Source organism: Sporosarcina sp. BP05 (assembly GCF_014282005.1).
GTDB lineage: Bacteria > Bacillota > Bacilli > Bacillales_A > Planococcaceae > Sporosarcina.
Window position 1 is genome coordinate 221,257 of record NZ_JACFTD010000003.1, and the last position, 25,209, is coordinate 246,465.

The following is a 25,209-nucleotide window of genomic DNA, read 5'->3' on the forward strand; positions in this document are numbered from 1 at the left end:
ATTTGCCTAACATATATAGATAATTAAACACGTCTGTTAATTAACCAAAAATAACCATCAAATAACTTGATCATAGACCGGGTGCCACGTGTATAGTTGCTTTGGACGCTTTGAATTGAACGACTTCTATATCATTACCGAGATATCTTGATCTATAGGGATGCGACTTCGTCGCATCCCTATAGACTTTCTTCGGTAATCGTATGGTGGTCGTTCATCCGTCGCATCCCAAAGGCACAAGTACACGAAGTGCTAAAGCTATTTGGGACGAAAGAATAGTTGGCATTTTATCTGGCTAAAAGCCGCCAAAGATAAAATTTTGGCGGCCAAAGACTTTTCTATGGTTTTTTCTTTTTAATTGTAAGGAAGTGTTAATTCCTACAGGCTATCACATAATGACAAGCGTGGTTTTGCTAAAAGTAAGTAAGGAACGCATTGTAGAAAATGCAGGTGTGCCCGAAATTGTATCTTCGGGCACTTATAACTTCTGTGAAAAGTCATCTATTCTTATTTTCCAAGAAACTGCAATTTTCACTTGAACGTTGTAGGTACGCGACAGGGAACTAGCCACCCCTGTCCCACGAGGAGGAATGAACTACAATTCCTCCCAAAACCTGTCGTGATTAATTTAGCGAAAGCGAGCAGGAAACGTACTAGTCCAAATAAAGACTTTTGCGACTACCTTCCCAGTATCTTATGCAAGAAAATGGTTAATCTACACACGTGATAATTAAATTTAAAAACCCCTGAACATAAGTTCAGGGGTGTAAAGTGACGACTTATTCTAACTCTGAAACGGTGACGAATGTATAGCCTTCACTTTGCAAGTAAGCTAGAACTGCATCGAGACCATCTGCTGTTGATTGGTGAATATCGTGCATAAGAATAATGCTACCATCTTTTGTCGCGCCTTTCACATGTGCAAGAAGTTGGTTTGGATCACGGTATTTCCAATCGAGCGTATCAACGTCCCATAGTACGACTGGTAAGTTTGTTTGGCTACGAACAGTCTTGTTTACTGCACCATAGGGGGGCCTGAATGCAGTTACTTTCTGCCCCGTGACATTTTCAATAATGGAAGATGTCTCGTTGATTTCATTGCGAACCTTTGCAATGCCTGCCTTCGTTAAATCGGGGTGGTTCCAGGTATGATTCCCAAGCTCGTGACCTGCTTCTTGCACTTTTTTTGCGATTTCCGGATAGTATTCAACCCTGCTACCGAGCATGAAAAACGTTGCTTTTGCATCGTATTTATTCAACGTCTCAAGTATTTGAATGGTCACTTTAGGATCAGGTCCATCATCGAATGTAAGAGCAATTTGTTTAATGCCATTATCGACTTCTTCTGTGGATCCTTCCGTTCCATCTTCAGTAGTGTCACTGTTGCCTTGATTGCTAGAGGACTCTTTATCCTTAGAGGGGGTAGCTGTATTTTCCTCCTTTATCGGATCTTTGGTAATCGCAAACTCATCAGTATCTTCAGTTAGCAATTGGAATCTATCGGAAAGTAAGCTGTTTATATCAATTAATGGAATTGCGATAATCGGTGGACCGACTGCTCCGGCTGCAAGTTCATATTCATCAAAATAAAGAATAAGAGATTCATCCGTGATTGCGAAATTATCGAAGTTTGCCCAGATTGGTTCCGTCTGGATATGTACTTCTTCTGGGAAAAGGTAGTCTGCCAGTAAAGGATCATTGTATATTGCTTCGCGAACTAAAGTTGAAAGAGTTTCAAGGTTTTTTGGATCACGTCCGAGGACATCCGCAATTGTAAAACTTTCTCCTGTTTCAGGATTCAGATGGAATGATCGAATCTCAGTTGTACCGTTTTCTGCTCCGGTTGAACTGCTGTTGACAAGAACGAACGAATAGCTTCCTGAATGATGGGAAAGGGTTTCGAACGAAATGTTGAGTTCACCTGTAAACTTACTGCTAGTTTTTTTGTTTTCTTCCATTGTGGTCAAGTAATTCTGTTTTGCTATTGTTATGTATTTGGAAATAGCTTCATTGAATGGACTATGTAAACTTTGTGGATATTGGATGGCAAATGGTATATAGGCATCATTCGAAGTTGCCGTAATGATTTTAATGCCTGGATAGTTGGAGTCGATCGTATCTATTACGACGGAAGCCGCAGCTTGTTTCTTTTTAGGAAGCGAAGAAGCCTCGTTTTTAGTAGTTTGTGATATTAAATAGATGGCTGATACGGTTAATGCGATGATAGCTATTGAAAATGTAACGTCAATCCAGGCTGAACGACGTTTTCGATGCGTATTTTTCATGCTGAAGGCCCCTTTACTGTTTATAAAAAGTTAGACGGATGAGTCTCGTTAATAGTTTCAAAAAGTTATATATATATGTCGAAATCTATCATTATACATACTTTTATAGTATACATGAAAAGAAATGATTTACCAAGGATTGACATAAGTTTCTAAAAAACTGAGTACCCTTAGTTAATAAAGGTGTAATTTGTGTTTATTAAAACCGTGAATAATTTTGACCAGCATTGCTAAAAGACGTTTTCTACGTCCAGACTCCAGCGCCTGGAGGCTCGGGTCATAAGTCGGTCCTGCTAGGAAGGATTGAACTGCATCCTTCCTGGGTAAAAAACACCGCTTCGCCAGCCTGTCTTATGCCTGCCGCCTCTGAACAGGCGCTTGCGCTTTTGTCTATTTATGCTATAATATCAGCGTCCCGGATCTTGCAAATACGGGTTTGCTTTTGTATATTTACAATTATTTGTGAATAATCCGAGCCGGTTGTTGCTATAACATGCAATTATAAAAACAAGGTGGTTGGAAAAATGGGAAAAAACGCATACCAGGTACTTCTCTATTACAAATATGTAACGATTGAAGATCCTGAAACGTTAGCTGTCGAACATTTGGCGGCATGTAATGAAATTGGTTTAAAAGGTCGTATTATTGTAGGTACTGAAGGAATCAATGGTACATGTTCGGGAACTGTTGAACAAACGGAAGCGTACATGAACATGATGAGAAACGATGATCGATTCAAAGATATCGTTTACAAAATCGACGAAGCAGATGGACATACATTCAAAAAAATGCATGTGCGCGCTCGTGAAGAAATCGTTAACTTGAGCTTGCCTGATGATATTAACCCAAATGAATTGACGGGCAATTACTTAAGCCCTGAAGAGTTCTACAAGCAGATGCAAGATGAAGATACAGTTGTCATCGATGCGCGTAATGACTATGAGTTCGATCTGGGACACTTCCGTGGTGCGGTTCGTCCAAAGATTGAAAACTTCCGCGATTTGCCTGAATGGATTCGCGACAATAAAGAACAGTTCGAAGGGAAGAAAATCCTGACGTATTGCACTGGTGGAATTCGTTGTGAAAAATTCTCAGGTTGGCTTGTACGTGAAGGTTTCGAAGACGTTGGTCAATTGCACGGAGGAATCGTTACGTACGGCAAAGATCCAGTAGCCAAAGGCCAGCTTTGGGACGGACAATGTTATGTATTTGACGAACGAATTGCAGTTCCAATCAACCAAGTGGAGCATGTAATTGTTGGCCGCGATCATTTCGATGGCACGCCGTGTGAGCGCTATGTGAACTGTGCGAATCCAATATGTAACGCAAAAATCATTTGTTCTGAAGAAAACGAGCATTTGTATATGCGTAGCTGTACGGACGAATGTCGTACACACCCACGTAACCGTTACTTTGTTGAGCATAACTTAACGGTAGAGCAATATGATGAGCGTCTCGTAGCAATTGAACGTCGTAAAAACGAAACACACGCGATTTAAACAATAAAAATGCCTAAACAGATTTATCTGTTTAGGCATTTTTATTGATTGGACAGAAAGTTCATTTTTAGCTATTCATTGCAAATAATGATGGCGATAGGAAAAGTAATAAGTGATTAAACCGGCAATCGGGATGGATGAAGCAATCAACAAAGTCAATAAAATCGGGTGTTTCCCTTCGAAGGTTAGGATTAAAGCCATTGTCGCTAGGGCAATAGGCGTGAGAATAAGTATGGCTAAAAGGGCATTTTTTGCCGCTTTTCCAGTTATTACTGCTTCCCGCTCATCATTCGAATTAAATTCAGGCAAAATCATTTCCTTCATAATAAATCGGCCGTCTGGACTGTTCTTTATATATTTATACTGTTGTAAATGAATGAGTCCTAGGACAATCCAAAAGGAAAGCATGATATAAAGTCTTGAGCTACTGCTTGAGCTACTGAGTGAAGTAGGTGAATCATAATTAAAGATGCTGAACGCATAAAGACTAAATGTGATAGTTACCAAAACTCTTAGAGATATTGCTATCGTTAAGCTTCTAATCTGAAATCCCCGCCCTATCATTATTTATGTAGTGGTACTTTAAATAAAAACTAATCAGCAATCCAGCTATAGGAATGGAGGTCGTTGTAAAGAGTGGATACCAAATGTAGTCAACAAAATAATTTGGGATGAACGTGTAAGAACCAATTATGAAAAATGAGTAAACTAAAATAAAGACGAATGCATTACTGACTGCCTTATGTGTAATTTAACAGCCCTTTCATCTGAAACATCATATTCTGCTGCTAGGAATGCATTCAAGATAGAATATTTGTTTCTACGGACGAGAATAAATTGTACGATATTTATGATGACAAAAAATGGCGATAATTATAAAAACAAACCCTGGCCGCCTTGTAATAAGGACCTCAAACCCATCAACATAGCCCCTAATCCATTTGAATAAATAGCTGCTCAACCCTTAAATAATCAAAAACCAATCCCAAGAAAGATAGCAGTAGCATTATGCTTAGAAACACTGTAATGTACATACTTATTTCTTCTTCTCCTCCTTCGAAAAAATCCTTTCAATCGGCATTTCAAACACTTCCGCGATATTCATAGCTAGCAGGAGGGAAGGGGTATAACTGCCTTTTTCTAGTGAGACGATTGTCTGTCTTGTAACCCCAACCTTGTCGGCGAGATCTCCTTGTGTCAAATTGAAACGTGCTCTTAACTCCTTTACGCGGTTTGTAAGCAAATAGATCCCTCCATGCTGCATGTTATGTAGATTGTATAGTATGACACTCTAAATGTAAAGTTAACTATACATTTAGAATGCTTAACTTTACATGATGACGACAAAAATTGTCACTTCTGCCCCTTACCCATGGACCCGTTAAAGTGTTATACTTAGAGCATTCAATTGAAATTGGAGGAACTATAGTTATGCAATGGAGAAATTTATATCGCGGATTCTTTATGGGGATTAGCGATCTTATTCCTGGTGTGAGCGGAGGAACAATTGCGTTCATTTTGGGAATTTATGATGAATTATTAGCTGCGATTAGCGGATTTTTCAGCCGTAATTGGAAGAAACATATCGGTTTTTTACTGCCACTAGGGATTGGAATGGGTGCTACACTCCTACTGTTCAGTAGGGTAATCGAATACTTACTTGAAAATCATCCTGCACCTACTCAGTTTTTCTTTATGGGGCTTGTTATTGGTGTACTACCTTTCATTACAAAGCAAGCGGGTGTGAAAAGAAATTTCACATGGAAACATTTCATTGTCATTCTGTTAGTTGGAGCGGCACTTGCTTCACTAGCATTCATTAAACCACAAGATACGGTGGTCATTACATCCTTGACGGCTTCCAATGCGATTGGGCTCTTTTTCGCTGGATGGGCGGGAAGCATGGCAATGTTATTGCCGGGCATTAGCGGTTCATTCGTTTTGCTGATTTTGGGCGTCTACTCGACGGCAATTGGTGCATTATCGAACTTTAATTTACCGATTATAGCCGTTATCGGTGCCGGGGTGATTGTCGGGTTCATCGTTAGCAGCAAAGCAATCAGTTATTTGCTGAAGCATTTAATGTACATCACGTTTGCTGTGATTATTGGACTTATTGTCGGTTCGTTATTCGTTATCTATCCCGGGATTCCCGAAAGTGGAACACCATTTGTTATGAGTGTCATTGCTTTCTTTACAGGTATCGTCGTCGCGAATATGTTCAGTTCACCGAACAAAGCATCAATCGTCAATAAGTAGTGAATAGTGCCGCATCTGAAACGGATTGAACCGTTTCTAGATGTGGCACTTTTCATATTTACCGTCATTATAACTTCTCTCCTCGCATACTATGGATAAAACATGCCCTGACTGGAGGGAAATTGATGGATATTTTAAACAAAGTAAGAAACTTCCGAGAAGAAGAAAACAGACTTAAGTGGGAAGGCACGTTTGCTGATTACCTAGCCATAGTGAAGGACAGAAAAGAAGTCGCACAAACAGCACATTCACGTGTTTATAATATGATTAAAAGTTCTGGGTTAGTGGAGAAAGATGGTAACAGGCTTTATCAATTTTTTGGAGAAGAGATTTTTGGGCTTGAAGAGTCAATCGAAAGACTTGTGGAAGAATACTTTCATCCCGCAGCTAAAAGACTAGAGGTTCGTAAAAGGATTCTGTTATTGATGGGTCCCGTAAGTGGTGGTAAATCTACAATCGTGACTTTATTGAAACGTGGGCTTGAGAACTATTCCAAAACAGACGAGGGTGCGGTTTATGCCATTAAAGGCTGTCCAATGCATGAAGATCCGCTGCATTTAATCCCACAGAATTTGCGCAAAGATTTTTTAGAGGCGTATGGTATTCGTATTGAAGGCAGCTTGTCGCCGTTAAATTCAATGCGGCTTGAACAAGAATATGATGGGGAAATTGAAAATGTATTGGTAGAACGAATCTTTTTCTCAGAAGACAAACGTGTAGGCATTGGAACATTTACACCTTCCGATCCAAAATCACAGGATATTGCAGATTTAACCGGAAGTATCGACTTTTCCACAATTGCCGAATTTGGTTCCGAATCGGATCCGCGTGCTTATCGCTTTGACGGTGAATTGAATAAAGCAAACAGAGGTATGATGGAATTTCAGGAAATGCTGAAGCTGGATGAGAAGTTTCTATGGCACTTATTATCGCTGACCCAGGAAGGAAACTTTAAGGCAGGCAGGTTCGCGTTGATTAGCGCAGATGAACTAATTGTCGCGCATACCAACGAAACAGAGTACCGATCTTTTATTTCCAATAAAAAGAATGAGGCCCTTCACTCAAGAATTATTGTGATGCCGATTCCTTATAATCTAAAAGTTAGCCAGGAAGAATGTATTTACGAAAAAATGATTAAAGAAAGTGATATGGCACATGTTCATATTGCTCCACATGCTTTAAAGGTAGCTGCGATATTTTCAGTGTTGACACGATTGGAAGACTCCAAGAAACAAGGAATTGATACCGTAAAGAAAATGCGTCTCTATGACGGGGAAAATGTAGAAGGATTTAATCAAATGGATGTGGACGAATTGAAGAAGGAATTTCCGAACGAAGGGATGAACGGAATTGATCCACGTTATGTGATCAACCGTATTTCCTCAGCTATCATTCGGAAAGAAGTTTCTTCTATTAATGCACTTGATGTCTTACGATCCTTGAAAGATGGACTCGACCAGCATGCCTCTATTTCGCAGGCAGACCGTGATAAATATATGAACTATATTGCAATCGCAAGAAAAGAATTTGATGAAATTGCCAAGAAAGAAGTGCAAAAAGCATTTGTTTATTCATATGAAGAATCTGCTATTTCGCTGATGGATAACTACCTTGATAACGTAGAGGCCTATTGCAATAAAAATAAGTTGAGGGATTTCTTAACAGGGGAAGAAATGAATCCGGATGAAAAACTCATGCGCTCCATTGAGGAACAAATCGGCATTTCTGAAAATGCGAAAAAAGCGTTTCGAGAGGAAATCCTCATTCGGCTTTCTGCCTATGCGAGAAGCGGAAAACGTTTTGACTACAATTCTCATGAACGTTTGCGGGAGGCCATTCAAAAGAAACTGTTTTCTGATCTCAAAGATGTCGTCAAAATCACCACTTCATCAAAAACACCGGATGAATCGCATCTTAAAAAAGTGAACGAAGTGATTGCAAGGCTCATTGATGAGCATGGTTATAATTCTATTTCTGCAAATGAATTACTACGCTATGTCGGTAGTCTGCTTAATCGATAATACCAGGAAGTGATGAGAACAAGACTGATGCAGCATTAGTCTTGTTCTTTTCTAAAATCAGCAGCAAACATTGGATAAAAGATGGGTGTGGATGATGATGAATGAAAAAGACAATGAACATTTTGCTGTCTCGCAGGAAAACTGGTCCCTTCACCGAAAAGGACATCAAGATCAGCAACGTCATCTAGATAAAGTGAAAGAAGCAATTCAAAATAATTTACCGGATTTAATCAGTGAGGAAAGTATTATCTTGTCAAAAGGTAAGGATGTTATTAAAATCCCGATACGGTCGCTTGATGAATATAAAATACGGTACAATCACGACAAATCTAAGCATGTTGGGCAAGGAAATGGCGATAGCCAGGTAGGTGATGTAGTTGCGAAAGATGGGTCACAGGGGAAAAGTGGGTCTGGTACAGGAAAACAAGCCGGGGACCAAGCGGGGCAAGATTATTATGAGGCGGAAGTTTCGATTGCTGAGTTAGAGGATGCCTTGTTTAAAGAAATGGAATTACCAGACTTGGAACAAAAAGAGCAGGCTGAAAACACAGCAGAAAAAATTGAGTTTAATGATATCCGAAAAAAAGGGCTTATCGGAAATATTGATAAAAAACGAACAATTTTAACGGCTATTAAAAGGAATGCAATAAAAGGGAAAGCTGAAATTGCCCCATTCAACAATGACGATCTACGTTTTAAAACATGGGATGATGTAAAAAAACCAGAATCTAAAGCAGTAGTTCTTGCCATGATGGATACGAGTGCATCAATGGGGAATTTTGAAAAAATGATGGCTAGAAGTTTTTTCTTTTGGATGGCCAATTTTTTACGAACGAAATACGAAACAGTTGAGTTTGAATTTATTGCGCACCATACAGAAGCAAAAGTGGTGACAGAAGAAGACTTTTTCTCGAAAGGAGAAAGTGGAGGTACAATTTGTTCATCTGCCTATTTAAAAGCACTAGAACTGATTGAGAAAAAATACAATCCCACACGTTATAATATTTATCCTTTCCATTTTTCTGACGGTGAGAATATGTCTTCCGACAACGACAAATGTATAAAGCTTGTTCAAGAAATTATGGCTGTATCCAATATGTTTGGGTACGGCGAGGTAAATGCCTATAACCGTTTTTCAACAATGATGTCCTCATTTAAGAAAATCGATGACCCAAAATTCCGTCATTATATATTGAAAGAAAAACGAGATGTCTACTTTGCACTTAAAAGCTTTTTTCATAAAAACTCGGAGGGATTCGATTGACGGAAATAAAAGCGCTTCATCGTGCGATTGCTGAAATTACAGAAATCGCAACTGGATTTGGCCTCGACTATTATCCCATGCGGTATGAAATTTGCCCAGCCGATATTATTTATACATTCGGGGCATATGGGATGCCAACGCGTTTTACTCATTGGAGTTTTGGAAAACAATTTCATAAAATGAAGCTGCAATATGATCTTGGTTTGAGTCAAATCTATGAGTTAGTCATAAATTCGAATCCTTGTTATGCATTTTTACTGGATACGAACAGCCTTATTCAAAATAAACTTATTGTTGCCCATGTTCTTGCACACTGTGACTTTTTCAAAAATAATGTTCGGTTCTCTAATACGAGAAAGGACATGGTAGAGAGTATGACGGCAACGGCCGAGCGCATTGCGAATTATGAAATGATTCATGGTAAAGACGAGGTCGAGCACTTTTTAGATGCTGTATTGGCCATTCAAGAACATATAGATCCTTCTATACTAAGGTATCAACGGCCAGCTGATGACTTGGATGAGGAAAGTGTTAAGGAAGAAATTATTCGAAAAACGCCTTATGATGATTTATGGAATTTGGATAGAAAAGCGGCAGAGAAGAAAGTAACAATACCAAAGGGAAAGAAAGTACCCCAAAATCAGGAAAAAGATATTTTGCTATTTATTTTAGAGCATAGCCGTGAATTGGAAGAGTGGCAACGTGATATATTAACGATGATGCGCGAGGAGATGCTTTACTTTTGGCCGCAGCTTGAAACAAAAATCATGAATGAGGGCTGGGCATCTTTTTGGCATCAACGCATATTGAGGGAAATGGATTTAACGTCAGATGAAACAATTGAATTTGCTACATTGAATGCGAATGTTATCCAGCCTTCGAAAACCTCCATCAATCCCTATTATCTAGGATTGAAAATTTACGAGGATATTGAAAAGAGATACAATAATCCGACGGAGAAAATGAGAAGGTTAGGGGTTCAGCCTAATACAGGTATAGACAAAATATTTGAAGTAAGAGAAATTGAATCGGATATATCCTTTATCCGCAATTATGTCACCAAAGAGTTGGTTCAGCAGGAAGATTTATATCTCTTTGAAAAAAAAGGCGGCAACTATCAAATTACCACTAAAGATTATGAAGACGTAAGAAATCAATTAGTCTCCATGCGTGTAAACGGTGGTTTTCCATATATCGTAGTTGAAAATGGGGATTACTTGCGTAACGGAGAACTGTATTTGGTGCATAAATACGAAGGTACCGAACTGGACCTTAAGTATTTAGAAAGTGTGCTACCTTATATTTATCAATTATGGGGACGTATTGTACATTTGGAAACGTATGTAGAGAATTTACAAGTCGTCTATTCGTATGATCGGAACAAGGTATATCGGCGGTATGTATAGGTGACTGTGCGCTAACCAATAGCCAAACAACATGACATTTTAGGTAATTTAATTGTCCCAATAGGCAGTGTACTATCCCACAATCGGATTTTCGATTGTGGGATGTTTTGTTATAATATAGAAAGAGGTTACTGCGCAAATCTTAGAGAATTTGTATGAAGGAATTAATAACGTAATTTTCCGTCTCTTTAAACGTGAAAACACGGGTTTCTGATAATTGCGACACTCGAAGAAAAATATGTTAGAATAGCAGTTAGAATATAATAAACTTCGAAAAAGGGAGGGATATAGATGCCGAATTCTTATGTATTGCATGAAGATAAGGGTCCGAATACTGGAAATGCATATGTTGAAAAAATTATTTTCAGTTTGACTGAAAGTGGAGAGATTCTGAATGCGAATAAAGATTTTTGTACTATTTCGGTGAAAAAAATCCCTTCTATAATCGGTACATCTATGTATGATTTTATTTATGAAGATGATCGACCATTATTCATCGAACGAATCAATAAATCCCAAGGTGGAAAATTGATTCCGTTTACTTTCAGATTTACTGGAAATACAGGCAGTGACTTTCCATTTTATGTGAATATGTGCAACTGGATTTCTCAGAATGAAGTACTTATACAAGCAATTCCGATTGTAGATACATTCGTTTATACGTCTGTTGAACGCTCATTAATTGATAAAGAAGTTACGGTATTTGATATTACGGATAGCGCTGCAATCAATTATGATTTTGACGGGAAAATTATTGGCGTTAATGACGCTTATATTGAACTCTTTGGATGGACACGTGAACAGCTAGAAGAGCAGAAAGCCTTAATGGTGCCAGATTTTCTTGTGTACGAACTAATAGAAATTAAGGATCGACTTATTAATGGTGAAAAATTAGTCCGTTTGAACACTGTACGAATAACGAAAAACGGACTTATGCTCCCTGTTAATATCATATACTTGCCGTATTATGACAACGCAGGAGTAGTTCAAGGCATTTTTGCGCTTTCGAGAAAGCTTGAGGAAACGCTAGAAATGAAAGCTTTCGTTGAAAAACAGTTGGGAAATATTTTGCAACAGGAAGTATTAATAAAGGATATTACGAGAAATTTGGAATTTGGCGTATGTCAGTATGATGTTATCAAGGGAATTTACCTGTACGTAAGCCCAGGAATAGAAACACTTATCGGCATCCCTGCCTTAAACTTAATGAAAGATCCTGGACTGTTTGTCTCGACATGTCATCCAGATGATAAAATCGCGCTGTTACGGTTTTTTGAGGAATTATCTACAGACATGGCTGAAATTGAGTATCGTGTGTTAAATAAGTATGAAAAAGTGTGCTGGATTCGAACAAAGATTACCCCTGTCATGGATAGAGTGGGAGAAGTTGTGAGATATGTTTCAATTACGGAAGATATTTCTAAACTAAAAATGCAAGATGAACTTCTTAGAAAGTGGGACATGCTTAACATTGTTGGACAATTATCTGCAAGCTTTGCTCACCAAGTTAGAAATCCATTAACAACTATAAAAGGGTTCGTTCAATTACTTTCAATGGGGCAGGAAAACACGTTTGGTGCCATTATGACAGAAGAGCTTACTAAAATTGAAATGATTATAGAAGAATTTCTTCAACTTGCAAAACCGAGTAATGGAACGGAATTCACAACTACATCCATTTTTAACGAAATAAACCGAACCATCTCATTAATGGAGAAAGAAGCAATGCTACATAATATATCATTCAATATGAAACTTAATGATAAAGATCAATTCATTCATTGTGAATCGAAGCAAATCCAACAAGTATTCATTAATTTAATAAAAAATTCGATAGATGCAATGCCGAACGGCGGAGAAATAACAATAAGTACGGTGGCTGAGGAAGGTCGTTTTGTAAAGATTACTTTTTCTGATACGGGTATCGGAATTCCACCGCAACGTCTCAATAAACTCGGCGAGCCGTTCTATTCACTGAAGGAGAAAGGAACGGGCCTAGGCCTTATGGTTAGCTATAAAATTATTGAAAACCATCATGGATCTATTCAATTCAAGAGTAAAGAAGGCTATGGAACGACTGTGGAGATTAGTCTTCCGATAATTACCCCTACCAGTTGAAAGTACTTTTTTCGGTTACTACGGATCTAACTGGACTGACGGACTTTCATTCCATTATGTCGCTTAATCTGATATTCTTATATAAGACGCCCAAGGCGATGGGAAATGCATGTTTTTGAAAACTAATACTACTTTAAGCACCATAATCCGGTGCTTTTTTCTTTGATATATAGTTAGGAGATGGTCCAAATCGAAAAAGCTTTAGCGATATTGACAACATATTTTGGATATCCTTCATTCAGAACGGGGCAGGAGCAAGTTATCCGAGGCGTTATGAGCTATCAGGATACGCTTTGTGTCATGCCAACTGGAGGCGGGAAATCTGTATGTTATCAGGTACCTGCACTTGTAATGGAGGGTACTGTTCTTGTTATTTCACCCCTTATTTCCTTGATGAAAGATCAGGTTGATGCACTCCATCAGGCAGGAATTCCGGCGGCATACATTAACAGTTCGATGTCATCTGAGGAATACTTTGAAACAATGGAAAGGGCTGTACTGGGCGAATACCAGCTTCTTTATGTGGCGCCGGAGCGACTGGATTCACCGTCTTTCAAAAACCAGTTGCGCCGGATGACAATTCCAATGGTTGCAATCGACGAGGCGCATTGTATTTCGCAATGGGGTCATGATTTCCGTCCAAGTTACCGTAATATAAGCAGTATCGTTTCTCTGTTCGATAAAAAACCAGTCCTACTGGCACTTACAGCTACCGCTACTCCTGCTGTTCGGGAGGATATTTGCCGACAGCTTGGGATTAGTGAAAACAATACGGTCATGACTGGCTTCGAACGGGCGAATCTTACTTTTTCGGTCGTTAAAGGTCAAGACCGTGAGAAATTCGTCAAAGAATATGTCCGGAAAAATGAAGGGGAAGCGGGCATCATTTACGCTGCGACACGAAAAGCGGTTGATCATGTGCATGACATCCTTCAGAAAAGTGGCGTGTCAGTTGCGAAATACCATGCAGGACTTGGAGATATTGAACGCCAGTCTGGGCAAGACCGCTTTTTGAATGATGAGGCTTCCGTGATGGTTGCGACGAATGCATTTGGTATGGGGATTGATAAATCCAATATCCGTTATGTGATTCATTACCAGATGCCGAAAAACATGGAGAGCTATTATCAGGAGGCAGGGCGTGCAGGAAGGGACGGGCTTAACAGTGCTTGTACTGTGCTTTTTTCATCACAGGATGTCCAGACCCAGCGATTCCTAATTGATCAATCACAAGACCCGAGCAGAATCCCAGCGGAGCTTGAAAAATTGCAGTCAATGATTGACTACTGTCATACGGAAACCTGCCTCCAGAAATTCATTATTTTGTATTTCGGCGAGACAGATGTGAAGAACTGCGGTCGCTGTGCAAATTGTACGGACACACGGGAAAGTACGGATGTGACTGAAGATGTTCAAAAAGTATTGTCATGTGTTATTCGAATGGGACAACGGTTCGGTAAGGCAATGATTGCACAAGTATTAACAGGGTCTAGGAATAAGAAAGTGATTGAATTCGGTTTCGATAAATTAACGACATATGGTTTGATGAAAGGGCGTAGCGCAAAAGATATTTCCGACTTCATTGAGTTCATCATTTCGGAAAGTTATCTTGGCGTAGAGAATGGGCAATTTCCAACCATTTACGTGAGTGAACAAGGGAAAGATGTGCTGACTGGCAAAGTAACTGTCAATCGAAAAGTGACTGTTATTACAACGCAAGTTGCGAATGATGATCCGCTATTCGACCAGCTTCGGGCACTTCGTATGAAACTGGCTCAAGAAGCCGGTGTACCTCCGTTCGTCGTTTTTTCAGATAAAACATTACGTGATATGTCGGCCAGAATGCCAATTACAAATGATGATTTCCTTGAGGTTAACGGTGTCGGTCTTGCGAAACTGGAGAGATACGGGGAAGCTTTCATGGAAGAGATCAAGACTTTTCAAATGCAAAACGTTTAACACTAGTGTGATTGAAAGAGGCAGGTACTATCTCAAATCGAGATGGTGCCTGCCTCTTATTTATTCGGAATAATGGATTGTCACTTTAATTGTGTACGGTTATCGTATTCGTTTTATCTGTTTTATCCGTCCTTCTGCATAACGCAACAAGTGCGTAAACAATAGGCGTGTCTAGGATTGCGACAATAAACTTGAAGATATATTGGCTGAAGATCATTCCAATTAAAACGCCTAGTGGCATTGTGCCGTAAAAAGCGATCGAAATAAAAATAGCCGTATCGACAAGCTGGCTTACCATTGTGGATGCGTTATTGCGGATCCACAATTTCTTTGTGCCATGTCGTTTTTTTAGTTTGTCAAAAATCGCTACGTCGAGGTTCTGGCTTATAAGGTAAGCAACCAAACTCGCGATTGTCACACGGAAGCCCGCGCTGAAGATCGTTTCGAACGATTCCTGGTGTTCATAAAAAGGTGCTGCAGGTAACTTAATGGCAATCCAAATGAAAAAAATCGCGAAAAGTTGTGCCATAAAACCTGTTAGAACGGTTCTTCTAGCAGCTTCTTTGCCATACGCTTCTGTTATGACATCCAGGAGCGGATAGGTGCAGACATAAATGAGTGCAGCTGCAGGTAATACAATCCACTCGCCGATACTGAATAATTTCACAGCTAAGATATTTGATAAAATCAATAATCCGACGAAAAGTCCATTCAAATAATAAAGCATTGTTGTTACACCTCTTCTTATCGGTTATCGATTTTTTCGGGATACATATCATGATTCATCAGTCGGTGTTCTGCCATTTGTTCATATTTCGTTTCGGGTTTACCGTAGTTGCAGTAAGGATCGATTGACAAGCCGCCTCGCGGAGTAAATTTTCCCCACACTTCGATATAACGCGGTTCAATCAGTTTGATTAAATCATTCATAATAATATTGACGCAGTCTTCATGGAAATCTCCATGATTTCGGAAACTGAATAGATATAACTTGAGTGCTTTGCTCTCCACAAGTTTTTTATCCGGCACAAAACTGATATACATCGTCGCGAAATCGGGTTGCCCTGTCATCGGACAAAGTGATGTAAACTCGGGACAGTTGAATTTCACGAAGTAATCGCGACCCACATGCATGTTGTCGACCGACTCTAAAATGTCGGGGTTGTACTCGTACACGTATTTTGTATTTTGATTGCCGAGCAAAGTTAAGTCGGTCAGTGTTGCTTCATCTCTTCCAGCCAATTAAAAAAACCTCCCGTATAATTTGTCAGGGAGGTCCATAGGTGCCGAAAAAGGGGCCATATTTAATGCACATGGCGTAAATTTCGTCATCCATAGTTTTTTATAGAGGGTCGCTATGAACCTCTCCCGAACAGGGTATTCATTTCGTATCTGACATTATAGGACGTGCGATGATTTGTCAATAGAACTTTTGTTCTTCAATCCGATCAAGGCATATAAAGCAACTGCAAGCAGGATGAATCCTGTCAGCATGAAAGCGGCTCGGTATTCCAAGTCCAAGAATCCAATCACGCTTGAACCTGCAACGACACCAATCGAGAAGAACGCGTAAAAATAACCATATGCTTTCCCACGAAATTCAGGAGATGATGAATCAATTAGCAGTGAGTTAATGGATGGGAAGAGGAAAGCGAATCCAGCCCCGTAAATACACATCGCGATATATAAGTTGTTCAATTCCTCAACTTGGCTCAAGAACAACATGCTTAATCCCATAAGTGTTATTCCAAATGCAAGTGTCACAACTGGCCGAACACGGTCAAAGATCCGGTTGATTGGCAATAAAAAGATGAGAATTGCGACGACACCGAATGTGCTTAGTAACAAACCAGTTGTTTTCGTATCAAATCCAAGTGATTCAACTTTTAAAGGCAACACAAGAGCGAGTACACCTTGTGAGAACATTAAAAAGAATGCCCCGGCAAATGCTCTGACCATCCCCGGATGTTGGAAAAGGTATTTGACACGGAAATTGTCAGCTCCTTTTGAAGGCAGTTTTCGTACATATGTAAACGATCGTAGAACAAAAAACGCAAGTATTGCTAGTACCATCATTATGCCGCCGTTAACCGCCATAATGAAAGGTGTGCTTGTTTTAGCAGCGACAATACCACCATACGCTGGACCAATAATGGCTGCCAATCCAACGAATGCGCCCGAAATGGCAACACTTTTACCGCGTTTAGATACTTCTGCACGGTTTGCCAAGAAAGTAAATGCAGCTGGGACAATTAGTCCTTCCATGAATCCATGGACAAAGCGGACACCGAGCAATGACGCCGGTCCATCAACAAATGCGTAGAGGAAGAGAGAGAGTGCCGAAGCGAAAAGTCCAAGTACGAGTATAAGGAAGGGTCCTCTTTTGTCAGTCATGAAACCAGAAATAATATTCCCGATTGTATTTGAAAATGAATACATACCAACCGCAAGTCCAACCAAAAATGGCGTAGCACCAAGAGATAATGCAAATGGACTCATAACGGGCAGTTGCGAAAATAAATCAAAAAACGAGAAGAAAACGATTAGGTAAACAAAACCACGCATAATGAAGCCTCTTTTCAATTAATAGATATCATCCTACCCTATACTTTAGCATCATTTAGACCTAAGGGGAAAAGGAGAGATTGTGAACAATCCTTTTAGTTTGCCATTTAACGAACTGTAACGATAAGATTACTACATAATTAAAAGAAACCAATGAGGTGATAGATTAGTGGGATTCTTTAAAAGAATTTTCGGTAGGCAGGATGATACGGCGATTGTAGAACAAATCGAGAAACGGTATATTTTTGTTCAACTGGACTTGGAGCATTACTACGAGCCATTTTATGAAAGGGATTTATTATTCAGACCAGCCACAGATTTGGATAAACCTGAATATATGGTCGTTCACAAATCATTCACTAAAGGAGCGTCGCTAATTCCGCATATAAAAGAAGATACTTCCATTGAGTTTTTCGTTAAAACGGATCAATTTGTTGCCGAGGAAGTCGTCAAGGCGGGTGTTGTTGTGAAGCATGCGCAATCATCCGTTGATAGGATAGTCATGGAAGTGATTATTTGGAAGAGTGACAGCCAGGTGGACACAATTCCATTTGTATTGAATATCAGTACTAATGACGAACAATCCAGATTGGCTACAGCATTAATCAGTGTTCAGAAAGAGATTCCATTCTATTTTGGGCGGGTTGTGAATGAAGTGTTCAAAGTAGAAAGGCAACTGATTGTGAATATGCCGGTGGCGATACAAGAAGATATGCAAATCACTTTCGCGGAGTTGTATAGTGATGAATCCAGTAAATCAGGACCATTCATAGAGCTGGAAAGCGTAACAGATCGTGAAATGACGACTGCGGGATGGGTCATGCATTTTGATAATGAGAAGCTGAAGGAAGAGGAATCAGATTTGTCTTTGATGAAAATTAAAATTTTAAGGACGGTTTTTGATAAGATTAGTCGTCTTGGTGTCAAAGGTAGATTTACTGGATGGATTGCAGAAAATGTGGCAGATTCAAGCGGAACTGGTTCATACGGTGAGACGACGACGTTTATCTTTACATCATCGGAACCAATGCATGGTAATGAAAAATTGCATAGTGAAATTATGAAATATATGAACTCGTTAAAAGGGTTTATTTGCGAGGACGGCGGCTATCCCTTAAAGTACGAGGGCCTTCCTGTGCTGAGACAAAATGGGAATGACTATGGGTTCGTTGCGATTGATGAAGTTTTTTTGATGAAAGCGGACGAGTTATATAGAAAACTGACCAACAAAGAGATAAACTTATACTATAAATTGCTGAAATTGAATGCAACAGATTGAAAGGGGAAATACAACGATGACAATTAGAGTTGGAATTGCAGGTTACGGAAATTTGGGACGCGGTGTTGAATCTGCAATTAGTCAAAACAAAGATATGGAACTAGTCGGTGTATTTACAAGAAGGAATCCAGAAGACGTGACGTTGCTGAATGACAATGTACCCGTTCATATAATGGATGACATTCATAAATTTACAGACGCAATTGATGTCCTAATTCTTTGTGGCGGCTCGAAAAACGATTTGCCAGAACAAGGGCCGGCACTAGCAGCTCTATTCAACACGGTAGATAGCTTCGATACACATGCGAAAATCCCAGGTTACTTTGAATCAGTCGATGCTTCTGCAAAACCGAATGGTAAGACAGCCATTATATCTGTCGGCTGGGATCCAGGTTTATTCTCCATAAATCGTTTGTACGGCGAAGCGGTTTTATCTGAAGGTGCTACATACACGTTTTGGGGGAAAGGGTTGAGTCAGGGCCATTCCGATGCGCTTAGAAGAATAGAAGGCGTAAAAGGTGCTGTCCAATATACGATTCCCGTACCTGATGCAGTTGATAAAGTACGCAGTGGTTCGTTACCTGAACTAACTACGCGTGAAAAACATACCCGTGAATGTTATGTAGTGTTAGCAGAAGGCGTTGACGCTGACAAAGTGAAAGAAACGATTGTCACGATGCCTGACTACTTCACTGACTACGATACGACAGTGACTTTCATTACAGAAGAAGAATTGAAACAGGATCACTCAGCGATGCCACACGGCGGTTTCGTGATTCGTAGCGGCAAGACAGGCGAAGGCAATGCACAAGTGATGGAGTATTCCCTGAAACTCGACAGCAACCCTGAATTTACATCGAGCGTTCTCGTTGCATACGCACGCGCAGCTTATAGGTTGCATCAAGATGGTGAGACGGGTGCTAAAACAGTGTTTGACATTGCACCTGGATTGCTTTCTCCGAAAAGTGCTGCTGATTTGCGGAAAGAGTTACTGTAAGGTGTCAAACATCAAGTAAATTCAAAAACAAACAAGGTAATTGTGTTTGTTTGTACAATAAATACAACTTCCCTCAATCGTATAACTGGTTGGGGGGATATTTTTGTATTCATGAATGTAGAAACCTAAATGTTTTGATAATGCTACACATATCGCATATACTACTCATGTACGATTTATTTAGGAGGTCGAAGGAATTGACGAAATTAGACGAAACGTTAGTGATGCTGAAAGAACTTACAGATGCAAAAGGGATTCCTGGTAACGAACGTGAACCCCGTGAAGTTATGAGAAAGTACATAGAGCCATTTGCAGATGAAATCGAACAGGATGGTCTTGGTTCATTAATCGCCAAGAAAACTGGCGATGAGAATGGGCCCAAAATCATGTTAGCAGGTCATCTTGATGAAGTCGGATTCATGATTTCTAGAATTGACGATAAAGGTTTCCTATCATTTCAAACCGTGGGCGGCTGGTGGTCACAAGTAATGCTTGCACAGCGCGTGACAATCGTTACACGCAAAGGGGATACAGTGACAGGGGTTATTGGATCAAAACCACCACATATTTTATCACCGGAAGCGCGTAAAAAACCGGTCGATATTAAAGATATGTTCATTGACGTTGGGGCAACTTCGAAAGAAGAAGCAATGAAGTGGGGCATTCTACCTGGGGATATGGTTGTGCCGTATTTCGAATTCACAGTGATGAATAATGAAAAATACCTTCTTGCAAAAGCGTGGGACAACCGTATTGGCTGTGCAATAGCAATAGATGTAATGAAAGCGCTTAAAGATGAAAAACACCCTAATATTGTTTTTGGTGTTGGCGCTGCACAAGAAGAAATCGGTCTCCGTGGTGCACGTACAGCGGCAACAAAAATTCAGCCGGACATCGGATTTGCAGTTGATGTAGGAATCGCTGGCGACACGCCGGGCGTTACATCTAAAGAAGCTACTGGTAAAATGGGCGATGGTCCACAAATTCTATTATTCGACGCATCAATGGTATCGCATAAAGGGTTGCGTGAACTTGTTGTTGATACTGCTGAAGAAAATGGCATACCTTATCAATTCGAAACAATTCCAGGTGGCGGCACGGACGCAGGTTCGATTCATCTTTCTGGAAAGGGTGTACCATCACTTGCGATTTGTATTCCTACACGCTATATTCACTCGCACGCAGGTATCCTACATCGCGATGATTATGAAAATACAGTGAAACTAATTGTCGCAGTCATTAAGAAATTAGATTGTGACACAGTAAATAAGATTACATTTGAATAACTGAACGATTAAACTGCTTAAGCCAGCAAAATGGCTTGGGCAGTTTTTTTATTCAATAGAATCTATAATAATACACTTGACTTTATAATTATGCATACATATAATCAGAGTTACCAATTGAAATAAACGATAGGGGATGAGGGAATGGTGATGGTAGAGATGGATAATACGAAAATGGTAGAAGGATTGAAAGGGAGAGACTTACTAACATTGCTTGATTATACACATGAAGAGGTCTCGTATTTATTGCATAAAGCAGATGCCATGAAAAAAGATATGGCCGCTGGGAAGATGCCGAATTTATTGGCTGGAAAAACACTGGGGATGATTTTTGAGAAGCATTCAACGCGCACACGTATTTCATTCGAAGTGGGTATGATCCAACTTGGTGGGCATGCAATGTTCATGAATGCACGTGACTTGCAAATCGGCCGTGGGGAATCCGTTTATGACACTGGTCATGTATTGTCTGAGTACTTAGATGGCGTTATGATTCGTGCGAACTCACATGAAATGGTGAAGGAACTGGCACAACATACTTCGGTTCCAATCATCAATGGCTTGACGGATATCTTCCATCCGTGTCAGGCACTAGCGGACTTGCTGACGGTTTTGGAAGTGAAAGGCTCTTTAGCGGGAATGAAGTTAGCGTATGTAGGTGACGGCAATAATGTAGCGCATTCACTTGTCATTGCCGCAGCACATATGGGGATGCACGTGGCTGTCGCAACGCCAAAAGGGTTTGAATACAATCCCAACCTCTTAGTGAAAGCGAAAGCCATAGCTGTTAAAAATGGCGGCAGTGTATTTGAAACAACGGACCCAGTGGAGGCTGTTGCTGGGGCTGATGTCGTTTATACAGATGTCTGGACGAGTATGGGCCAGGAAGAAGAAGCGGAGGCACGTCTAGAGGCATTTAAAGCGTTCCAAATTAACGATGGATTGGTTGCTCATGCGAAAAAAGATTATATGTTCTTACACTGCTTGCCTGCACACCGTGAAGAAGAAGTTGCGACGTCTGTTATAGATGGCCCGAATTCGTATGTTTTCCAGCAAGCAGGGAATCGACTGCATGCGCAAAAAGCAGTACTTGCTTCGTTGTTGTAATAAAATAGGTTAACGAGTCCAGGTTTTAATACCTGGGCTTTTTTTGTACATTAAACTTAACCGAATGGTAATACCGTATTCTATGTTAAGTTTAGTATACAGTTAAAAACTATGTATCGGAGGATGAATAATGTTTGAATACTTCTTAGTGTTTCTAGGTGCAGCTATTCCGTGGTTAGAAATCGCACTTGTCATCCCGCTGGGCATCATTAGCGGGCTGTCCCCAGTTTGGGTCATGATCCTTGCATTTGTTGGAAACATGCTTACGGTACTTTTCCTCATTTTTGCCTTCCAAAAAGTGAAGGCATGGATGGAGTCGCGGAAAAAGAAGGACGGCAAAGGGGATTCGAAGCGGACAGAACGGGGCAAACGAATTTGGAATAAATACGGTATGCCAGGACTTGCATTACTCGGTCCAATAGTGATAGGGACTCATATCGCGGCATTCATCGGGTTGCTTTTCGGGGCTAGTAAAGTGAATACAACAATTTGGATGACGATTAGCATTGCAATATGGACACTCGTATTTGGTATCGCAACAGCAATGGGCTTTGATTTCTTTGTGAAAAATGCATAATCTTAAAAATACAAAAGCCGCTCAACTGATGAGCGGCTTTACGTTTATCCAAAAACTGTTGTCGTTGCATGAACAAACGGGAAAGATCAAACATTTGCGTTTGTTCGATTTAGCTGGCTGCAAATACTGTTGCCAGTTCGCCTGCCATTTTAGACTTTTCCTGTTCGCCTGCATGGTTCCACAGCTTTTCGAAAAACACCCCTAGTCCAGGTAACAGGTGCTCTTCACCTCGCTTAATGGCATCTTCCACAACGTTACGGATATCTTCCGCTGTATTATTCGTCATGTTTGCCGAAATGGCATCTCTAATTTGAAAATCCATTTTATCAACCTCCCACTTTCATTTTGGACACAAATATCGCCAACTATACCGACATTTGATACACTGAAAAGAAAAAGGCGGTAACCTACATATGAAACGGATTGAATCATCACAAAACGCACTCGTGAAACATTGGAAAAAGCTTGTCACAACACGAAAAGAACGCGATCAGTCGAAAGAATTCCTTGTCGAAGGTTTTCATCTCGTTGAAGAAGCATTAAAAAGTAACGGGACAATTCTTGCGTTGATCACCCGTGACGGTGTAGAAATACCTCAAGGATGGTCTATAGAAGGGGTAAAACTTGTTGAGATAACAGAGGCCATTGCGAAAGAAATTTCGGAGACGGAGCAGTCGCAAGGTATTTATGCACATTGCCGTCAGCCGGAGCACGCCGAAGAAGATTATTCTTCGTGGAAAAAACTTTTATTAATTGACGCGGTCCAAGATCCCGGTAATGTCGGAACGATGATTCGAACGGCAGATGCCGCTGGAATGGATGCAGTTATTCTCGGCGTGGGCACGGCTGATTCATATAACCCGAAAACAGTACGTTCTGCGCAAGGCTCTCACTTCAATATCCCAATCGTCAAAGGTGATCTTATTGAATGGACGGCTAAGGCGAAAGAAGTGGGAATTCAAGTTTTGGGCACCGGATTGAAAAATGCAGTGAATCACTCGGATATCTGGCCACAAGCCGAATTTGCATTGATTGTCGGAAATGAAGGAAGCGGCGTCAATCCGGAATTGCTTGAGATGGCGGACAATACAGTCAAGATTCCAATGTACGGCAAAGCGGAATCATTAAACGTTGCAGTGGCAACGGGAATCCTGCTATATACGTATTCCAAAATGTGAAAATTAGCATGTTGTTGATGAACAAATCATAATCGGGTATACTAGTCATTATGAACAGAAATGAAAAGCAATGATCGGGAAAAGTAAACAATACATGAGCCGAAAGGGATTCCGCGCCTTGACTGAAAGCGCAGAAGGGTAAATGGTTGTCGAAGTTCACCCCGTGAGCTGCCGCCAGGACCAGCGTAAGCTGTAAAGGCGTGCCGGTGCCGGACCGTTATTCCGATTTGAGTGATCATATCTTCGGGTATGATAATCAGGGTGGTACCGCGAAATCGTCCTCGTCCCTTTTATAAGGGGCGGGGTTTTTATTGTCTAGGCGTCTAATCAGGCGTCCAGCACTTTTGTTTATTTTGAAAGGAGAATTGACATGGAAGCACAATTAGAACTGTTGAAAGTAGAGGCGCTTGCAAAAATTGAAGCAGCTTCAGATGTAAAATCATTGAATGACGTCCGTGTTGCCTATTTAGGAAAAAAGGGCCCAATTACGGATCTTTTGAAAGGTATGGGGAAACTTCCTGCTGAAGAACGACCTAAGATAGGGGCACTCGTTAACGTCATCCGTGAATCTGTAACAGAAATTTTGGAAGACCGTATGGCAAAACTTGAGGAATTGGCCATCAACGAGCAGCTTGAAAAAGAATCGATTGACGTGACACTGCCTGGACGTCCAGCACGTACAGGGAATCACCATCCACTCACACGTGTTGTAGAGGAAATCGAAGACTTCTTCATCAGCATGGGGTATGAAATCGCTGAAGGGCCTGAAGTTGAGAAAGACTATTACAACTTTGAGGCGTTGAACTTGCCTAAAGGTCATCCAGCACGTGATATGCAAGACTCGTTCTACATATCCGAAGATATTCTTCTTCGTACACATACATCGCCAGTTCAAGCACGGACGATGGAAGCGAAAGGCGGCGCGCCGATTAAGATTATTTGCCCAGGTAAAGTGTACCGCCGTGATAGTGATGATGCGACGCATTCTCATCAGTTCACGCAAATTGAAGGTCTTGTTATTGGTGAAGATATCCGAATGAGCGACTTGAAAGGGACACTTTCTTTATTCGCGAAAAAAATGTTTGGCGATGAGCGTGAAATTCGTCTGCGTCCGAGTTTCTTCCCATTCACGGAACCATCTGTTGAAATGGATATTTCATGCTTCAAATGTGGCGGAGATGGCTGTAACGTTTGTAAAAAAACGGGTTGGATTGAAATTTTGGGTGCCGGAATGGTACACCCGAATGTGCTGAAAATGGCTGGTTATGACCCCGCTGTCGTATCAGGTTTCGCTTTCGGTATGGGACCTGAACGAATTGCAATGTTGAAATATGGTGTGGAAGATATTCGTCATTTCTATACGAATGACGTGCGGTTTGTATCGCAATTCCACCGGACGGAAGCCTAAG

The 25,209-nt window shown here is 40.5% G+C and carries 21 protein-coding genes, 1 riboswitch and 1 other annotated feature; of the genes, 14 read left to right on the plus strand and 7 right to left on the minus strand.

What is annotated here, in order from left to right; all coding sequences use genetic code 11:
- Positions 1-779: 779 nt before the first annotated feature.
- A complete protein-coding gene (locus H2672_RS05760) occupies positions 780-2,285 on the minus strand; it encodes a polysaccharide deacetylase family protein (protein WP_186670144.1) in 1,506 nt (501 codons plus the stop codon).
- Between the two features lie 524 nt (positions 2,286-2,809).
- Between H2672_RS05760 and trhO the strand changes: the two genes are divergently transcribed.
- Positions 2,810-3,784 (plus strand): oxygen-dependent tRNA uridine(34) hydroxylase TrhO, encoded by a 975-nt coding sequence (trhO, locus tag H2672_RS05765; protein ID WP_186670146.1) that lies wholly within the window; start codon positions 2,810-2,812, stop codon positions 3,782-3,784.
- Between the two features lie 75 nt (positions 3,785-3,859).
- On the opposite strand, the gene H2672_RS05770 is transcribed toward trhO, so the two are convergent.
- Positions 3,860-4,108 carry a hypothetical protein gene (locus H2672_RS05770; protein ID WP_186670148.1) on the minus strand — a complete coding sequence of 83 codons (249 nt, stop codon included), beginning with the start codon at positions 4,106-4,108 and terminating at the stop codon, positions 3,860-3,862.
- A 712-nt stretch (positions 4,109-4,820) separates the two neighbouring features.
- The gene (locus H2672_RS05775; RefSeq protein WP_370569610.1) at positions 4,821-5,027 is read right to left on the minus strand and encodes a helix-turn-helix transcriptional regulator; all 207 of its coding nucleotides are present in this window, start codon (positions 5,025-5,027) and stop codon (positions 4,821-4,823) included.
- 188 nt (positions 5,028-5,215) lie between these two features.
- Between H2672_RS05775 and H2672_RS05780 the strand changes: the two genes are divergently transcribed.
- From H2672_RS05780 to recQ, 6 genes are all read left to right on the plus strand, one after another.
- Positions 5,216-6,043: a DUF368 domain-containing protein gene (locus tag H2672_RS05780; RefSeq protein WP_186670151.1), complete on the plus strand. Its 828-nt coding sequence runs from the start codon at positions 5,216-5,218 to the stop codon at positions 6,041-6,043.
- A gap of 125 nt (positions 6,044-6,168) precedes the next feature.
- Complete coding sequence (locus H2672_RS05785) at positions 6,169-8,064, plus strand: PrkA family serine protein kinase (protein ID WP_186670153.1); 1,896 nt, start codon at positions 6,169-6,171, stop codon at positions 8,062-8,064.
- Positions 8,065-8,161: 97 nt separating this feature from the next.
- Positions 8,162-9,328, plus strand: a complete 1,167-nt coding sequence (gene yhbH / locus H2672_RS05790) for a sporulation protein YhbH (RefSeq protein ID WP_186670277.1) — start codon at positions 8,162-8,164, stop codon at positions 9,326-9,328.
- Complete coding sequence (locus H2672_RS05795) at positions 9,325-10,734, plus strand: SpoVR family protein (RefSeq protein ID WP_222439311.1); 1,410 nt, start codon at positions 9,325-9,327, stop codon at positions 10,732-10,734. The genes yhbH and H2672_RS05795 overlap by 4 nt, the downstream gene beginning before the upstream one ends.
- Before the next feature lie 291 nt (positions 10,735-11,025).
- A complete protein-coding gene (locus H2672_RS05800; protein WP_186670155.1) occupies positions 11,026-12,852 on the plus strand; it encodes an ATP-binding protein in 1,827 nt (608 codons plus the stop codon).
- A gap of 180 nt (positions 12,853-13,032) precedes the next feature.
- Complete coding sequence (gene recQ / locus H2672_RS05805) at positions 13,033-14,811, plus strand: DNA helicase RecQ (RefSeq protein WP_186670157.1); 1,779 nt, start codon at positions 13,033-13,035, stop codon at positions 14,809-14,811.
- 85 nt (positions 14,812-14,896) lie between these two features.
- Here the strand turns inward: recQ and H2672_RS05810 are convergent, their stop codons facing one another.
- The 3 genes from H2672_RS05810 to H2672_RS05820 form a co-directional block, all read right to left on the minus strand.
- Positions 14,897-15,538, minus strand: coding sequence for a queuosine precursor transporter (locus H2672_RS05810; protein ID WP_186670159.1), 642 nt, complete (start codon positions 15,536-15,538; stop codon positions 14,897-14,899).
- Positions 15,539-15,555: 17 nt separating this feature from the next.
- A complete protein-coding gene (gene queF, locus H2672_RS05815; protein WP_186670161.1) occupies positions 15,556-16,053 on the minus strand; it encodes a preQ(1) synthase in 498 nt (165 codons plus the stop codon).
- A gap of 86 nt (positions 16,054-16,139) precedes the next feature.
- Positions 16,140-16,183: riboswitch (PreQ1 riboswitch) on the minus strand.
- Between the two features lie 26 nt (positions 16,184-16,209).
- A complete protein-coding gene (locus H2672_RS05820) occupies positions 16,210-17,376 on the minus strand; it encodes an MFS transporter (protein ID WP_186670163.1) in 1,167 nt (388 codons plus the stop codon).
- Positions 17,377-17,545: 169 nt separating this feature from the next.
- Between H2672_RS05820 and H2672_RS05825 the strand changes: the two genes are divergently transcribed.
- The 5 genes from H2672_RS05825 (at position 17,546) to H2672_RS05845 (ending at position 22,622) form a co-directional block, all read left to right on the plus strand.
- Entirely contained in the window at positions 17,546-18,655 is a 1,110-nt protein-coding gene (locus H2672_RS05825) for a hypothetical protein (protein ID WP_186670165.1), read from the plus strand.
- Between the two features lie 16 nt (positions 18,656-18,671).
- Entirely contained in the window at positions 18,672-19,652 is a 981-nt protein-coding gene (locus tag H2672_RS05830; RefSeq protein ID WP_186670166.1) for a diaminopimelate dehydrogenase, read from the plus strand.
- Positions 19,653-19,849: 197 nt separating this feature from the next.
- On the plus strand, positions 19,850-20,938 hold the full coding sequence (locus H2672_RS05835) for a M42 family metallopeptidase (RefSeq protein WP_186670168.1): 1,089 nt from the start codon (positions 19,850-19,852) through the stop codon (positions 20,936-20,938).
- Between the two features lie 144 nt (positions 20,939-21,082).
- Positions 21,083-22,045, plus strand: coding sequence for an ornithine carbamoyltransferase (gene argF, locus H2672_RS05840; RefSeq protein WP_186670170.1), 963 nt, complete (start codon positions 21,083-21,085; stop codon positions 22,043-22,045).
- 130 nt (positions 22,046-22,175) lie between these two features.
- The gene (locus tag H2672_RS05845) at positions 22,176-22,622 is read left to right on the plus strand and encodes a small multi-drug export protein (protein WP_186670172.1); all 447 of its coding nucleotides are present in this window, start codon (positions 22,176-22,178) and stop codon (positions 22,620-22,622) included.
- A gap of 109 nt (positions 22,623-22,731) precedes the next feature.
- Here the strand turns inward: H2672_RS05845 and sspI are convergent, their stop codons facing one another.
- On the minus strand, positions 22,732-22,944 hold the full coding sequence (gene sspI / locus H2672_RS05850) for a small acid-soluble spore protein SspI (protein WP_186670174.1): 213 nt from the start codon (positions 22,942-22,944) through the stop codon (positions 22,732-22,734).
- 91 nt (positions 22,945-23,035) lie between these two features.
- On the opposite strand from sspI, the gene H2672_RS05855 reads away from it, so the two are divergent.
- Positions 23,036-23,800 (plus strand): TrmH family RNA methyltransferase, encoded by a 765-nt coding sequence (locus H2672_RS05855; protein ID WP_186670176.1) that lies wholly within the window; start codon positions 23,036-23,038, stop codon positions 23,798-23,800.
- Between the two features lie 61 nt (positions 23,801-23,861).
- Positions 23,862-24,092: a binding site (T-box leader), on the plus strand.
- Between the two features lie 78 nt (positions 24,093-24,170).
- On the plus strand, positions 24,171-25,208 hold the full coding sequence (gene pheS / locus H2672_RS05860; protein ID WP_186670177.1) for a phenylalanine--tRNA ligase subunit alpha: 1,038 nt from the start codon (positions 24,171-24,173) through the stop codon (positions 25,206-25,208).
- The last annotated feature ends 1 nt before the right edge of the window (position 25,209 follow it).

Excerpts from the sequence above, each read along its gene's own strand:
- H2672_RS05770 (WP_186670148.1), bottom strand. The coding sequence starts at position 4,108 with ATGAAGGAAATGATTTTGCCTGAATTTAATTCGAATGATGAGCGGGAA.
- trhO (WP_186670146.1), top strand. The coding sequence starts at position 2,810 with ATGGGAAAAAACGCATACCAGGTACTTCTCTATTACAAATATGTAACG.
- yhbH (WP_186670277.1), top strand. The coding sequence starts at position 8,162 with ATGAATGAAAAAGACAATGAACATTTTGCTGTCTCGCAGGAAAACTGG.
- pheS (WP_186670177.1), top strand. The coding sequence starts at position 24,171 with ATGGAAGCACAATTAGAACTGTTGAAAGTAGAGGCGCTTGCAAAAATT.
- recQ (WP_186670157.1), top strand. The coding sequence starts at position 13,033 with ATGGTCCAAATCGAAAAAGCTTTAGCGATATTGACAACATATTTTGGA.
- H2672_RS05820 (WP_186670163.1), bottom strand. The coding sequence starts at position 17,376 with ATGCGTGGTTTTGTTTACCTAATCGTTTTCTTCTCGTTTTTTGATTTA.
- H2672_RS05785 (WP_186670153.1), top strand. The coding sequence starts at position 6,169 with ATGGATATTTTAAACAAAGTAAGAAACTTCCGAGAAGAAGAAAACAGA.
- H2672_RS05855 (WP_186670176.1), top strand. The coding sequence starts at position 23,036 with ATGAAACGGATTGAATCATCACAAAACGCACTCGTGAAACATTGGAAA.
- H2672_RS05845 (WP_186670172.1), top strand. The coding sequence starts at position 22,176 with ATGTTTGAATACTTCTTAGTGTTTCTAGGTGCAGCTATTCCGTGGTTA.
- argF (WP_186670170.1), top strand. The coding sequence starts at position 21,083 with ATGGTGATGGTAGAGATGGATAATACGAAAATGGTAGAAGGATTGAAA.
- H2672_RS05830 (WP_186670166.1), top strand. The coding sequence starts at position 18,672 with ATGACAATTAGAGTTGGAATTGCAGGTTACGGAAATTTGGGACGCGGT.
- H2672_RS05780 (WP_186670151.1), top strand. The coding sequence starts at position 5,216 with ATGCAATGGAGAAATTTATATCGCGGATTCTTTATGGGGATTAGCGAT.
- H2672_RS05800 (WP_186670155.1), top strand. The coding sequence starts at position 11,026 with ATGCCGAATTCTTATGTATTGCATGAAGATAAGGGTCCGAATACTGGA.
- sspI (WP_186670174.1), bottom strand. The coding sequence starts at position 22,944 with ATGGATTTTCAAATTAGAGATGCCATTTCGGCAAACATGACGAATAAT.
- H2672_RS05760 (WP_186670144.1), bottom strand. The coding sequence starts at position 2,285 with ATGAAAAATACGCATCGAAAACGTCGTTCAGCCTGGATTGACGTTACA.
- H2672_RS05810 (WP_186670159.1), bottom strand. The coding sequence starts at position 15,538 with ATGCTTTATTATTTGAATGGACTTTTCGTCGGATTATTGATTTTATCA.